This window comes from Vibrio sp. C8, assembly GCF_054051265.1.
Map to the genome: position 1 here is coordinate 14,236 of NZ_JBPAOE010000019.1, position 14,829 is coordinate 29,064.

Sequence of the window (14,829 nt, forward strand, 5' to 3'; positions counted from 1 at the left end):
AGATGTCGAGTACTGAGTACCCGTATATTATTGTAGTTTTCGCTAGCACCGAGATTTTAAACACTGTTTCAGTTTGCACGCAAATTAACCATTGATTTAAAAGTTAATAACATGATCTAGGTTGCAAAGCTCAGTTCTACAAACCGTAAATCTATGGTCTGTTGCAGAGAAATAAGTGGTAGAATACGCGCCTAATTAACAAAGAAACTAAAGAAATAAGCCTAGAAGTTGGAAGCCAGAATGACAGAATTAAAGAACGACCGTTATCTTCGTACTTTGTTGAAGCAGCCCGTTGACTGCACTCCTGTGTGGATGATGCGCCAAGCAGGGCGTTATTTGCCAGAGTATCGTGCGACGCGCGCGCAAGCGGGTGATTTTATGTCGCTGTGCAAAAACGCAGAGTTAGCTTCTGAAGTGACATTACAGCCATTACGTCGTTTTCCTCTAGATGCTGCGATTCTGTTTTCAGACATTCTTACTATTCCAGATGCTATGGGTCTAGGGCTACGTTTTGCAGCTGGTGAAGGTCCTGTATTTGACCGTCCAATTACCTGTAAAGCTGACGTGGATAAAATTGGTTTACCCGATCCAGAAGGTGAATTGCAGTATGTAATGAATGCAGTGCGCCAAATCCGCAAAGACCTTAAAGGTGAAGTACCTTTGATTGGTTTTTCGGGTAGCCCATGGACATTAGCGACTTATATGGTAGAAGGCGGCAGCTCAAAAGCTTTCACTAAGATTAAGCAGATGATGTACGCAGAACCAGCAACGCTACATACATTGTTGGACAAGCTTGCAGACAGTGTTATTGAGTACCTAAATGCTCAGATTAAAGCGGGTGCGCAATCTGTAATGGTATTTGATACTTGGGGCGGCGTACTGACTCCTCGTGACTACAACCTATTCTCACTGCAATACATGCATAAGATTGTTGATGGTCTGATTCGTGAAAACGAAGGTCGCCGAGTTCCGGTTACTCTGTTCACTAAGAACGGTGGTATGTGGTTGGAAAGCATTGCAGCAACAGGCTGTGATGCTGTTGGCCTTGACTGGACAATCAACATTGCCGATGCCAAAGCACGCATTGGTGATAAAGTTGCGCTGCAAGGTAACATGGACCCATCGATTCTATATGCTCAACCTGAACGTATTCGCCAAGAAGTGTCTTCGATTCTCGAAGGCTTTGGTCATGAAGGCACTGGTCATGTCTTTAACCTCGGTCATGGTATTCACTTAGACGTTCCGCCAGAGAACGCTGGAGTGTTTGTTGAAGCGGTACACGAGCTATCTAAGCCTTACCATAACCAGTCTTATAACAAATAAGTGAATGACATACGAAGCGCTCATAATCGAGCGCTTTTTTTTTACTTTAGCTATCACTGATTTATACTGCGATAGAGTCAATTACAATCTGGCGAGCCAATGAAGACAAGAGACAGAATCGTTCACGCAGCTTTGGAGCTGTTTAATGAAAACGGTGAGCGCGCTATGACCACCAACCATATTGCTGCCCATCTGGAGATTAGCCCGGGTAATCTCTATTACCACTTCCGCAATAAACAAGAGATTGTACGAGAGATCTTCGCTCTTTATTCGCAAGAGCTGATTGAAAGATTTACACCGCTACAGGGGCAATATGAAAGCTTAACTTTGTTAAAGCACTATCTCGATTCAATGTTCAACTTGATGTGGAAATATCGTTTCTTCTATTCAAACTTGCCTGAAATTTTGCAGCGTGATGAGGAACTGCATGTTGAATACATCGCTTCTCAAGAGAAGTTGCATGTGAACTTAATCAATATCATGCAAAACTTCGTTGATATGGAGCTTCTTGATGTTGAAAAAGATGATTTGGAAACCTTGGTAACTTCATTGCATATGGTCTATTCAGGTTGGTTGGCGTATCAATCAGCAATGTCATTGAAAACCGAGATTACCGAGCGAGTGATTTATAAAGGCATGTTGCAAATGATCTCACTTGTTAAACCTTGTACCACTCCGCAAGGTTACGAACAGTTGCAACTGCTGGAAGATGGTATTCTGGCACTTCATGTTTAGAAGAGTGACCACTAAGCATAGGGTTGAAAGGTGATGAGTTATAACCTTTCAATCTTGTCTCTGAATAACAAACGCTGATAGTTTATTGATTAACCCCACTTTTAACGAATTATCAGCCATGCACTACGATGTTTTTAATGGTGATGCCGATGGTATCATCTCCCTTCTTCAACTCAGGCTTGATCAGCCTAAAGAAGCTCAGCTTGTTACGGGTGTTAAAAGAGATATTCAGTTACTCGATAAACTGAATATCAAAGCGGGCGATTTTCTCACTGTGCTTGATATCTCTATGCAGAAAAACCATGCAGGGTTGCTTGCAGCTCTGGAAGCTGGCGCCGATGTGTTTTATGCGGATCATCATCAAGCTGGTGTTATTCCTTCTCACAGTCAATTAGCTGCTCATATTCATTTAGAACCCGATATGTGCACTGCTTTGATTATCGACAAGTTGTTAGAAGGACGATTCCGTGAATGGGCGATTACTGCCACTTACGGCGATAACTTGAATAGAGTTGCTGATGGATTGTGTAAAGAGTTGGGGCTAACACTGCAAGAGTCTGAGCAGCTTAAAGAGCTAGGCACTCTTATTAATTACAACGGTTATGGAAAGAGCACTGATCAGCTGCATTTTCACCCTGAAAAGCTCTATCAAATACTGCTAGCTTATCCATCCCCGTTTGAGGTGATAAAAGATGAATCATCGCCTTTTTATCAATTAAAAGCGGCATATGAAGCGGATGTTGCACAAGCTATCTCTGTCCCTAGTTTCTATGAGAGTCAAACGTTAAGAGCATTTGAGTTACCAGATGAGGCTTTCTCTCATCGAGTGAGTGGTGTGTATGGCAACTTAGTTGCCAATCAATCGCCTTCTCAAGCTCACCTTGTATTGACCAAAATTGACGATAGTAGCTTTGCTGTTTCTCTTCGAGCGCCATTAAACAATAAGCAAGGTGCAGGGGAACTGTGCTCGCAGTTTGTGACTGGTGGAGGACGGGAAGCGGCTGGTGGTATAAACCGTTTACCCGAGGTGCAACTATCAAAGTTAATTCATACAGTAGAAAGTTATTACAGAAATTAAAACAGGAAGGCGTTAAGGCCTTCCTGTTTTGAAGAGTGGGTCAAGCCAGCACTTAGGCAGCGCAATTGATGGTATGTAGCTGGTAAATTTGAGGCAAGCTAAACTCGTTGGCCTGAGTATGCAAATGAGCAAGTTCTTCAAAGTTATCGATAAGCAGTTGAGCCAACTCTGGGTCAAAGTGCTTACCTTTTTGGTCAATAAATTCCTGCAACACTTCTTCTTTAGCCCAAGAATTTTTGTATGGACGTTTACTCAGTAGTGCGTCAAATACATCTGCAATTGCGACAATACGAGCAAAAATATGAATCTCTTCCCCGGCCTTACCGCATGGATAACCATTACCATCCCATTTCTCGTGATGTTCATGTGCGATGATACAAGCCATTTGCATTAGATGGGAGTCACTTCCTCTCAGCAAGTTTCTACCGACTTCGGAGTGCTTTTTAACGATTTCGAATTCTTCTTTGGTCAGTCGGCCAGGTTTGTTCAGTATCGCATCCGGAACGGCGATTTTACCTACATCGTGAAGTGGACTGGCGGTATAAAGCGTCGTTACATCTTCATGATTTAAGCCATAAAGCATGCCTAGTTTGCTTGCAACACACGCAACTCGACGAACATGTAACCCCGTTTCATCTGAACGATTTTCCAGAATGTCGCCCAGAACCTGAATGATTTCCTGTTTTTCTGCGATTCTTTTTTGGCGTTCAGATTCAAGTTGGTTTTCATAAGCCGCCAAATTAGAGATATCACGCAACATCACTATGATGGAATCATGTTCGTCTCGATAGCGCACCATGCCTTTGTATTTATAAAAATACAATTCATAAGGAGTACCATCAATATTGACGATGTTGTAAAGATGCTTATTCGTCTTATTCGATTCACTGATAGCGTTGAAATCAGGAATGAGTTGGTTAACGTTAAAACCTATCTCGTCTAGGTTAACATCCCAATAGTTTTGGTTATCACCAGTGTGATGCTGAAGTGATAATATCTTATGACCTAAGCCGTTGGCGTGGCGGATATAACCTTGGTTATCAATGCCAAATAGTGGCAGGTCGATGCTTTCAATGATCGAGAGAAGTTGGTTTTTGTTGTTGAGTACTTCTCTGTGGCTATGTTTGATGTCGGATAGTTCTTGGCTAGTGTTAGAGGTTAATGTTTGATACTCGTAGCACGTCACGATTTCACCACGATCAAAGTAACCATTGACCAGAGCAATCAGCCACTCAATTTCGTCATCGCAAGCATTCAGGCTTTTCACCAACGCAAGGTATACCTGACGATAATATTTGAGTAATCCGGTATACATATAGAGTTCAATCGCTCTTTTTTGATGAACGATGGCTCTGTCGCGGAAGTAACCAATGATCTCTTCACCCCAATCATTAAGCTCTAAACAGATGTTGGGATCCATTGTTTGTATTTTGTCTTTTGACAACAAAGCAATTAAGCCTGCTGATACGCCAACAATGGATTCTCGCCAAGCAGCACTGGTATTTGATGTATAGGCAATGTAGCCGTACTGGTTCCCGAACTTAATAACATCGTCCGTTAAAATGTCAGTGCTATCTATGATGAGCTTTTTCGCTTGTTCAGTAATAGACATATTGATTATGGGTTTGGTGAATAGACGGTTAATTTTAACCCGTTTGTGAGAGAAATTATGGTAGTAAGCAAGAGATAAGGCTTATCTGACAAGGCTTTGGCTTTACGCCTATTCGAAAAATGGCACAAATAAAAATGGGATTAATTAATAAAGTTAACTTATCACTTTGGTTTATAGGTAATGCTAAATCAAATCTAAGATGTCTATTGATAATTAGATTATGGAGCAATCGGAGTCAATAAGACATTAGTGAGTAAGCCAAGTGCGAGGGTTTTCAGCACGGCTATTACGTCGAACCTCAAAGTATAGGCTAGGTCGTGATTGACCACCGGTATCGCCAGCCAGTGCGATAGTTTCACCTGCAGTAACCTTGTCGCCCTCTTTCTTCATCAAGGACTGATTGAAACCATATAAGGTCATATCGCCTTTACCGTGATCTAACAGGACAACTAAACCATAACCTCGAAGATATTCCGCAAACACAACTGTACCAGGGTAGACCGCAGTGACGGCTTGACCATAATTGGCGGATATTACGATACCTTTCCAATCCACCTGACCGGTTTGGCGCTCACCAAAATTATGTAAAACGGAGCCCTTAATTGGCCAAGCGAGCTTGCCTCGTTGCTGGCTGATACCATCCATAGGGATCGCATTGCGCTTCGCAGCTTTGGCTATTTCAGCTTTTAGGCGCGTTTCATTACGTTGCAGCTCTGAAAGATACACTTTGTCGCCTGAAATGCTCTTCTGAATCTTGCTTACCGTGCCTTTACGCTGAGACTGGGTTTTTGCTAACTGGTCACGCTTTTGGGTTTGTTGTTCTAACAATGAGGCAATTTGGTCTCGTTCTAGCTGTATCTGTTTCTGGCTTTCTTCGAGCTGTTCTCTGGTCTGTTTCAGCGCTTGAATGGTCTCGCTACGTGCTTTGGCTAAATGTTGGAAGTATTGGCTGATGCGGTCTTCTTCCACGTTGTTGTTGAGTAAGTTGCTATTTGCTGATGAGTTTTTAGTGATGTAATAAGTCTGAAGCAGTTGTTCTAACTTATCAGCTTGCTGTGTGCGTTTTGCTTCGAGTTCTTTTATTTTCGTGTGAAGTTTACTGATGTTTTGATTTGCTGAAGATAGATCTCTTTTGGTGTCTTTGATCTGTTTTTCAAGATTCGAAATATTGATCTCTTGTTGTTTCAGCGATTGTTGTAGTTGATCAAGCTGACTCTGTTGTTTGGTCAACTCTTGTTTCTGGCGAGATATCTCCCCCGTCACGCCTTTCAACTCTTGCTGTGAAGCTGCAAAAACATTAGACACAGACAAAATAGAAAAACAGAAAAACAACGCCACTATAATGTTGACGAGGTTGTGCTTTAGGTTGTGTCGTAATGTGATCGTCATGTAGGGAGCATGTTCGCCAATAGATTCAATGAGTAACCAGTATACTCAAAGAGTGGAATGAGGCGAGTGCCGGATGCAAAAACTTTGTCATAGTATTTGTCTTATAGCGAAATTTGGCGATAAAAAAGCCCTAACTGACGTTAGGGCTTCCACAATCACTTCGCAAGTTCTACTTATTTGTAAATAACTTGGCCAGACATTTCTGCTGGGATTTCAGTATCAGTCAGAGCAAGCATAGTTGGTGCTAGATCTGACAGCTTACCGCCTTCGATAAACTCGATGTCTTTGCTACCCACATACACTAGTGGTACTGGAAGGCTAGTGTGAGCTGTGTGTACGCCACCCGTTTCAGGGTTGATCATCATTTCTGCGTTACCGTGGTCAGCAGTGATAAGTAGTTGACCATCCACTTCTTTGATTGCTTCAACAACACGACCGATACATTCGTCAACCGCTTCACAAGCTTTAACTGCCGCATCGTACACACCAGTGTGACCAACCATGTCGCCATTCGGGTAGTTACAGATGATAGCATCGTATTTGCCAGATTTGATAGCAGCTACAAGTTTATCCGTTAGCTCAGCAGAGCTCATTTCTGGTTGAAGATCGTAAGTTGCCACTTTTGGTGAAGCAACAAGTTGACGCTCTTCACCAGTAAATTCGTTCTCAACGCCACCATTGAAGAAGAAGGTTACGTGCGCGTATTTCTCAGTTTCAGAGATACGTAGCTGAGTTTTACCTGCTTTCGATAACCATTCACCGTATGTGTTTTCTAGTGATGCTGGTGGGTAAGCGGCTGGTAATGGAATATCTGCGGCATATTGAGTCAGCATAACAAAGTTAAGAGCAGGGAATACTTTACGCTCGAAACCAGCAAAATCAGTCACGAAAGTGCGAGTGATTTGACGCGCACGGTCAGCACGGTAGTTCATGAATAGAACTGCGTCACCATCTTGCATTGCAGCAGATTCTTGGCCTTCTGCACGAAGTTCTGTTGCTTTAACGAACTCATCGTTTTCGTCACGAGCATATGCTGCTTCTAGACCTGCTAGCGCAGAATCGAAAGTGAACTCACCTTGAGCTGCAGTTAATAGGTCGTAAGCTTTTTCTACACGTTCCCAGTTGTTGTCGCGGTCCATTGCGTAGTAACGACCAACTAAAGATGCGATACGGCCTTTGCCTAGTTTTGCGAACAACTCATCAAAACGTTGCAGAGTACCTTCTGCGCTACGAGGTGGTGTATCACGACCGTCTAGGAAGCAGTGTAGGTAAATCTTTTCTGCGCCACGAGCCGCTGCTAATTCGATAGCTGCGTAGATGTGATCTTCGTGAGAGTGAACGCCACCTGGAGACATAAGACCCATTAGGTGAACAGCTTTGCCAGCAGCAACCGCGTTATCAATTGCTGTTACTAGAGCATCGTTTGTTTGGAAATCACCGTCAGCGATAGATTTAGTGATGCGAGTTAGGTCTTGATAAACAATACGACCAGCGCCGATGTTAGTGTGACCTACTTCAGAGTTACCCATTTGACCGTCAGGTAGACCTACATCCATACCAGAAGCCGAAATTAGAGTATTTGGGTTGTTTGCCATCAATGCATCCATCACAGGAGTGTTAGCATTGTTGATAGCATTGTTGCTGCTGTCTTCACGGTAACCCCAACCGTCAAGAATCACTAGAGCCATTGGCTTCTTAGCTGACATACTTATAACCTCGTCAAATTCAAAGTAACTAAAAACTGAAATTAGCGTAATTTTACTACACTTTATAGCCGTTACTGTAGGGCAAGATCAATGATTCTCCCTATCGTTGCAATAAAATGTAGCCAATTGATCAAAAAATTATCTCAAATTGCTTGTTTATTCTTATAGTTAGCAAACTAAAAATAGTTCGTTAGTAGACCAAAATGCTTGTTCCAGCGACGGCGACAATCGCGCCTAACCATGCAAAACGGTTTGGTCTTTGTTTGGTATAGATCCAAAGTATAGGCAATAGCATGATAGGTGTAGTGGAAGAAAGCAGAGCTACCATACCTACATTCCCCTCACGCAGAGCATACAAAATCAGCGTCATGCCCAGCGCCATACCAATAAAACCATTGATGGTAGTAATGCCAAAAATTTTCCAGTTCATTTTTTGAGTCGGCCGTGCAACGCGAGTTCCGGTCGCTCGCAGTAAGCAGTGGGCGACAAACGCCGTCAGCATTCGTATTGAAGATGCGGCTACCGGATCAATATCCGTTTGCATTATTGGTTTTGCAATTACACCACCCAAAGCTTGGCATAGCGCTGCGGTTAATCCTAAGCCTAGTCCTATCCAAACGTTACCATGCACCATTTCTAAATGGTTGCTGGCTTGTCCTCTTCTGCCGAAAAATATGGCAGTCAATACACCAGAGAAGACTAGAGTTGAACCTAAAAGTTCAAGAGGCGTCATGCTCTCGCTAAAGAGAAAATATCCTAACACAGTTGAAAAAACGGCATGACAAGAGAAAAGTAGACCTGATTGGCGAGGCCCCATACGGTTCAAGCAGGCAAAGAGTGCGGTATCACCAATGAATATGCCGATAAGTCCCGACAACATCATGGGTGGAACTGCTGATGCTTCTACCGTTGACCAGCCACCAGTAATTAGTGCCATTGTGGCTAAAATGGTAAATGTCGATCCCATTCTCCATCGGCTATAGGCAAAGGTTCCAAGATGTCTGGCGGGAGTAACAGAAAGTAAACTGGCAATAGCCCACAGAAATGCCGCAGCAAGCGCCAGCCATTCATAGCCCATGATTGATCCTTGAGAGGGAGGGAAAAGGGTTCTCAATATGCCATCAAGATATGAGAAAACAAAGTAAATTCATATCATTTACGATGGAGGCAATAGCAGCGTTATTGGTGCTTTTTATAGGTAGTGCATCGACAGGAAAACTTTCTATAGCAGAAAACAAAAATCTCCCTTGTACAAGGGAGATTTTGATAGAGGGAAAAGTAGGTTAAGTGAGTATCCAAGTGGCGATATACACAATCAACAAGCCAACTACACCAATGATGACACCTGCTTTTGCCATGTCTCTGCTTTCTATCAATCCTGTTGAATACGCCAGTGAGTTCGGTGGTGTAGATACGGGTAAAATCATCCCTAAAGAAGCTGAAAATGCGACAACAACCAGCAGTCCCTGAATACCACCAACATCGGACAAGCTTTGCATCGATGTGCCAATTGCGGCTGCTATCGGCATCAACAAGTTAGCGGTTGCGGTATTTGACATAAAGTTTGCCATTAGCCAGCAGATGATTGAAAGTGTAATAACAACGGACATTGGAGAGAGAGACTCGTAATCAATTGCGTGCGCGAGAGCTTTCGCTAAACCAGTTTGTTCTAAGCCAATGCCAATGGCGATACCACCAGCAACAAGCCAAAGTACATCCCAGTTGATTTGTTTGAGCTCTTCTTTGCCCATAATGCCAGTTAAGGTAAATATCGCTAACGGGATTACTGCTACAACATAGGTGTTCATACCGTGTAGCGAGGTTGTCATCCACAGAAGTATGGTGGCAGCAAAAGTTATGTACACCACAATTGCTCTCCAGCTGCGCATAAATGTTCCTTCAAGCTTAAGCGTCATAGATGGTTGAGAAGAGGGAAATAACTTTTGTAATAGGAACCATGCGAAGGTGAGCTGGATAAAGACAAAGGGCAGACCCATCTTCATCCAAGATAAGAAACTAATACTGTGTTCACCCGTTAGGTACTGCAATGCAATTGCATTGGGAGGTGTACCTATTGGGGTGGCAATACCACCAGTGTTTGCCGCTATAGGGATACAGAGTACCAAAGCTTTAATACCTAAATCCCCCTTGGGTGCCGATGCCACAATAGGTCCCAACAATGCCAACATCATTACCGTGGTTGCGGTATTGGACATAAACATTGAAAACACAGAGGTAATCAGCATCAAACCAAGCATGATAAATTTCGGTTGAGTTCCAAAAGGCTTGAGCAGTACTCGGGCTAAATTGTTGTCCAACTCATATTTTGATGCTGCGATTGCCAGGGCAAAGCCCCCCATAAATAGAATGATGATGGGAGAGGAGAACGCACTGAATATTTCAGTGTAAGGAATGAGTGCACCCAACTCATGGCCTTCTGAAGGTACTCGAAACCAATGCAATCCTTTATTTGAGATCATTATGAGCTCAAGAGTGATGATGAATATCGAAGTTGCAAACACAGGTACAGGTTCCAATACCCATAAGAGAGCAGCAAGCAAGAAAATTGCCAGTAATCGATGCTGTATCAGAGTGAGGTTCTCAATGGGAATTACATCAATTGGCATCATCAGGACACCAAGAGGAATCAAAAGACACACTAACAGTTTTATGAGCAACATAGGTTGCAAAGTCGGCATGGGTACATCCTCACTCCAAGAAGAATGACTAAATATTAACCCATTGAAATAATAGGGTCTTAGAGCAGGGTTAAAGTTTTGTTTTTTTTCATAGATAAAAGGTGGATGTGTGGGATAGGTCAAAAACAAAATGCCCAGACTCAGCTGGGCATTTTAAAAGAGGAAAACACGTTTATTTGTTGATGTGAGCGTATGGTGTACCTAGTTGAGTTGGTACATTATTTTTCATGCTCTCATCAAAGCGGATTGCATCTTTGGCAAACAGGTTAATGACCGTTGAGCCAAGTTTAAAGCGACCCATTTCTTCGCCTTTCTTGAATGAAACCGCTTTGTCACCCGTCGCTGGATAATCCCAACGGTAAACTGTGTTACCACGAGGAGGAGTTACAGTTCCTGCCCAAGTTAGCTCAATGCTACCAACGATAGTTGCACCTACTAATACCTGAGCCATTGGACCAAACTCTGTATCGAAGATACAAACTACGCGTTCATTACGCGCAAACAGGTTTGGTACGTTTTCAGCCGTTAGTGGGTTAACTGAAAACAAATCACCTGGTACGTAAATCATCTGACGTAAAGTGCCATCACATGGCATGTGTACTCGATGGTAGTCGCGAGGAGATAAGTACAGTGTTGCGAATTCGCCATCACGGAACTCTTCAGCCAATTTAGCATCGCCACCTAACAGCTCTTGTGCTGAGAAGTCATGGCCTTTTGCCTGAATCAACTGTCCATTGTTGATAGGGCCAAATTGACTCACGCAAGCATCCGCTGGGTGAGTAATCACTAATTCATCTTCAACAATATTGCGAGCACCAGGCTTTAGCTCACGCACAAAGAATTCGTTGAATGTTTTAAAGTGCTTTGGATCTGAATGCAGAGCTTCATCCATGTTCACGTTATATTGTTTGATGAACCAGCGGATAACGGCTGTAGTTAGGCCACCCGCTTTAGCTGAGGCTAACTTACCGACTAAGCGAGTTAAACCGTGTTGTGGAATCCAATACTGCAGTCCAACTTTAATTTTATCCATTGTGTTTCATTCCAATGTGTTTAAGTCCAATGTGTTTAGAACAATGGGACAAATTGTCTGTTCTGCTCAAAAGGTCAGCAAACCTTGAGCTTTGGGCGCGAGATGTTACTGAAAATCGCCTCAGGTGTCAGCAATTTGGTTATAAATGGCAACAAAATCTCGCTATAGATCCGCTTTCTTATTACGCGAATACTGACGATTGGCTTTGTTTTCATCCATACTTTCGATAATTCTGTGATAGTTCTCGTATCGAGTTCGGCTCACTTCACCTTTCTCAACAGCTTCTCGTAATATACAGCCGGGATCATCGCCGTGCTTACAGTCTCTGAATTTACAACCACCTAAGTAAGTACGAAATTCAACATAAGCTTTTGTGATGTCATCGGCTTCTAAATGCCATAAACCGAACTCACGAACTCCCGGAGAGTCTATCAAATCACCGCCTGATGGAATGTGGTAGAGACGAGCCGCTGTTGTTGTGTGTTGACCTAAACCTGAATTTTCAGAGATAGCACCTTCTTCTACCGACTCGGCTAATTCAGGCATCAGTGCATTGACTAAGCTGGATTTACCCACACCTGACTGACCGACGAAGATATTGATCTTATCGCGCAGTTTTTCTTCCAAAGCCTTAATGCCTTCGCCGGTTTGCTTACTGACGTAAAGCACCTCATAACCGATGCGCTCATACTCAGCCAGAGACGCTTGATATTGCAAACGCTGCTCGTCAGTTAATAAATCAATCTTATTGAGGACAATCAGTGGCGCAATTTCCAGTGTTTCTGAAGCGATGAGGTAGCGGTCAATGATGTTGAGCGATAACTCAGGCAATACAGAAGAGACGATGATCATCTGATTAACGTTGGCAGCAACTGGCTTCAAACCGTCATAATAATCAGGACGAGTCAGCACTGATGTGCGAGGTTCTACAGCCTCAACGACACCAGATATCCCCGCCAAAATTTCATTACCCGGCCGCCAGATCACTTTGTCACCAGAGACTAGGCTTTCAATGCCACGTCGTAAGTTGCAGCGATGAATCGTTCCTGTTTCAGGATCTTCGATGTCAGCATGTTGGCCAAACCGCGTAATAACCAAGCCTAATTTTGCGCTTTCAAGCATCGACTCTTCCCATTGCACGGAGTCTTCTTGCTTAAGTTTGCGGTGTTGGTTGTTTCTTACTCGCCTCACTTGGCCTTTAGTTAGCTTTTTTTTCTTTGCCACTATGATCTACTTTTATGAATTCGATGGTACTGATGAATTTGATTGAGTTTGGTGCCAAATTTGAAGCTGTACACATTTGAGTAAATGCGTTGAGCTAGGTTTCTTGGCTATCTGAATTTGGGTATAGTACCTCTTTTATCGACAAACCCATATAGGCACTCACTTATGTCTTATAGCGATCAAAATCTTATTTGGATCGATTTAGAAATGACTGGCTTAGACCCTGAAGCTCACAAAATCATCGAAATTGCCACTATTGTTACCGATAGTCAGTTAAATATTCTAGCGGAAGGACCTGTGTTGGCGATTCACCAGCCAGAGTCAGAGTTAGACAAAATGGATGATTGGTGTACCAACACGCACACAGCTAGCGGTCTGGTTGAGCGTATTCGCCAAAGCACAGTGACAGAAGAACAAGCCGTTACACAAACTATAGAGTTTCTAGAAAAATGGGTTCCTCGCGGAAAATCTCCGATTTGCGGTAACAGTATTGGACAAGATCGCCGTTTTCTCTATAAACATATGCCGGAATTAGAAGAGTATTTCCATTACCGCTATATTGATGTCAGTACTTTGAAAGAGTTGACTCGTCGTTGGAAACCTGAAGTGTTGGACGGTTTCTCTAAGAAGGGGAGTCACTTGGCGTTGGATGATATTCGCGAATCAATCGCCGAGCTTAAGTATTATCGTCAAACCATCATGTCGATTTAAGCGCATACATATGAATCAAACCGCAGCAATCGCTGCGGTTTTTTTATGGAACGGGTAGAAAGGCAAGTTGCGCTACACTTTGAACCACTTTAGTTATACCACGATTGGTTTTATCGGCCACGATCAAGGCCATCATGTCCTGAACCATCACCATTTTGGAAAACAACCGATCAAAACTGATGTCGTAATCCGATTCTCCCATGCGGTTTGATAACAGAAACAATTCACCTTTACTGTCTCTGCGTTGATACAGACGCCAGACAAAAATTTCAATGTTACGAGCGCTGTTATAAAGGGATTGCTCATTTAATGAATCGATAATGAAAAATTCCTGCTGGTGGTTGTAAGACCGCCTGAGCATCTCCGTTAACCCCACCATAGCGGCGAAAACCCTATCTCCCTGAAAGTCTTCATCGAAGCTAAGAAGAATAGCATCAACGCCAGTGACTCCGTTCAGTTCATCAAAAATCAAAGAGGGAATTTCAATCGTATTGTAGGTGCCGAATATCTGCGCCATACGAGCATCCACGCTCATGCCGGAACTTTTTCTGAGTTGCCAAGGATTTCGAACGTAAAGTTTTCGAGTCAATTCCATCAGCATTTGTTTTTGCTGTTTGGCGTGAACATCCATAACAAAATCAACATCACTCTTTCCTAAATTGCGCATAGGTTTTGGCATTGAGCCACAACCAAATAGGAAGAAAAAAGTGGTGAGTAGCACCAGTAGTAGTGAAATATCACGTTTGGGTGGCTTTGGGATTAGTTTACTCAATCCATTTTCCTTTTTACTTTCCTTGTCAGAAGTTTCAAAGACGGAAGCTTTTACGAATGTCAGCTTGCGCAGATTTTGGTGCTGTACGGTTAAAAATACGTCGGTCGCAAAATAAGTTGCAAATAATTCTGTCAGAATAATGGTTTATCTCGCATAATGCGTTGGCTCGAATTTAAGTGAAACCTTAAATGACCAATCGACATTGGTGGTCTTTTAAGCAAAATACGCTGTTTGCGGATGCTTTTTAGTCAAGCGATAAAAAAAATAAATTTTTTTTCGATAAGGGCTTGCATCACACAAAAATGCTCTTATAATTCGCAGCCCTGAACAACGGAAACGTTGTTGATGCGACACTAGCTCAGTTGGTAGAGCGCAACCTTGCCAAGGTTGAGGTCACGAGTTCGAACCTCGTGTGTCGCTCCACTTTCTCTAGTTAGAAAGCGAAAGCTCTCATTGTGCTTAACAATGATTACGGACGCGGGATGGAGCAGCTTGGTAGCTCGTCGGGCTCATAACCCGAAGGTCGTTGGTTCAAATCCAGCTCCCG

12 protein-coding genes and 1 tRNA gene are annotated in these 14,829 nt (G+C 43.0%); 5 read left to right on the forward strand and 8 right to left on the reverse strand.

The window, feature by feature from the left end; all coding sequences use genetic code 11:
* Positions 1 to 240 precede the first annotated feature (240 nt).
* From hemE to ACRQQK_RS11010, 3 genes are all read left to right on the forward strand, one after another.
* Positions 241 to 1,323 (forward strand): uroporphyrinogen decarboxylase, encoded by a 1,083-nt coding sequence (gene hemE, locus ACRQQK_RS11000; RefSeq protein WP_457511407.1) that lies wholly within the window; start codon positions 241 to 243, stop codon positions 1,321 to 1,323.
* Between the two features lie 99 nt (positions 1,324 to 1,422).
* Positions 1,423 to 2,058: a TetR/AcrR family transcriptional regulator gene (locus ACRQQK_RS11005; protein ID WP_457511408.1), complete on the forward strand. Its 636-nt coding sequence runs from the start codon at positions 1,423 to 1,425 to the stop codon at positions 2,056 to 2,058.
* 118 nt (positions 2,059 to 2,176) lie between these two features.
* Positions 2,177 to 3,136, forward strand: coding sequence for a DHH family phosphoesterase (locus ACRQQK_RS11010; protein ID WP_457511409.1), 960 nt, complete (start codon positions 2,177 to 2,179; stop codon positions 3,134 to 3,136).
* A gap of 52 nt (positions 3,137 to 3,188) precedes the next feature.
* Here ACRQQK_RS11010 and ACRQQK_RS11015 read toward each other — a convergent pair whose 3' ends face one another.
* The 7 genes from ACRQQK_RS11015 to rsgA form a co-directional block, all read right to left on the reverse strand.
* Positions 3,189 to 4,748, reverse strand: a complete 1,560-nt coding sequence (locus ACRQQK_RS11015; RefSeq protein WP_457511410.1) for an HD domain-containing phosphohydrolase — start codon at positions 4,746 to 4,748, stop codon at positions 3,189 to 3,191.
* Between the two features lie 246 nt (positions 4,749 to 4,994).
* A complete protein-coding gene (locus ACRQQK_RS11020; RefSeq protein WP_457511411.1) occupies positions 4,995 to 6,137 on the reverse strand; it encodes a murein hydrolase activator EnvC family protein in 1,143 nt (380 codons plus the stop codon).
* A gap of 173 nt (positions 6,138 to 6,310) precedes the next feature.
* A complete protein-coding gene (gpmM, locus tag ACRQQK_RS11025; RefSeq protein WP_457511412.1) occupies positions 6,311 to 7,843 on the reverse strand; it encodes a 2,3-bisphosphoglycerate-independent phosphoglycerate mutase in 1,533 nt (510 codons plus the stop codon).
* Positions 7,844 to 8,033: 190 nt separating this feature from the next.
* Entirely contained in the window at positions 8,034 to 8,921 is an 888-nt protein-coding gene (locus tag ACRQQK_RS11030; RefSeq protein WP_102967318.1) for a DMT family transporter, read from the reverse strand.
* A 205-nt stretch (positions 8,922 to 9,126) separates the two neighbouring features.
* Complete coding sequence (locus tag ACRQQK_RS11035) at positions 9,127 to 10,542, reverse strand: SLC13 family permease (protein WP_457511413.1); 1,416 nt, start codon at positions 10,540 to 10,542, stop codon at positions 9,127 to 9,129.
* 172 nt (positions 10,543 to 10,714) lie between these two features.
* Positions 10,715 to 11,575: an archaetidylserine decarboxylase gene (gene asd, locus ACRQQK_RS11040; RefSeq protein ID WP_457511414.1), complete on the reverse strand. Its 861-nt coding sequence runs from the start codon at positions 11,573 to 11,575 to the stop codon at positions 10,715 to 10,717.
* Positions 11,576 to 11,737: 162 nt separating this feature from the next.
* On the reverse strand, positions 11,738 to 12,799 hold the full coding sequence (gene rsgA / locus ACRQQK_RS11045; RefSeq protein ID WP_457511415.1) for a small ribosomal subunit biogenesis GTPase RsgA: 1,062 nt from the start codon (positions 12,797 to 12,799) through the stop codon (positions 11,738 to 11,740).
* A gap of 165 nt (positions 12,800 to 12,964) precedes the next feature.
* On the opposite strand from rsgA, the gene orn reads away from it, so the two are divergent.
* Positions 12,965 to 13,510, forward strand: a complete 546-nt coding sequence (orn, locus tag ACRQQK_RS11050; protein ID WP_457511416.1) for an oligoribonuclease — start codon at positions 12,965 to 12,967, stop codon at positions 13,508 to 13,510.
* A gap of 43 nt (positions 13,511 to 13,553) precedes the next feature.
* Here the strand turns inward: orn and ACRQQK_RS11055 are convergent, their stop codons facing one another.
* Positions 13,554 to 14,246: a hypothetical protein gene (locus ACRQQK_RS11055; protein ID WP_457511417.1), complete on the reverse strand. Its 693-nt coding sequence runs from the start codon at positions 14,244 to 14,246 to the stop codon at positions 13,554 to 13,556.
* A gap of 383 nt (positions 14,247 to 14,629) precedes the next feature.
* Between ACRQQK_RS11055 and ACRQQK_RS11060 the strand changes: the two genes are divergently transcribed.
* Positions 14,630 to 14,705, forward strand: a tRNA-Gly gene (locus ACRQQK_RS11060).
* Positions 14,706 to 14,829 lie beyond the last annotated feature (124 nt).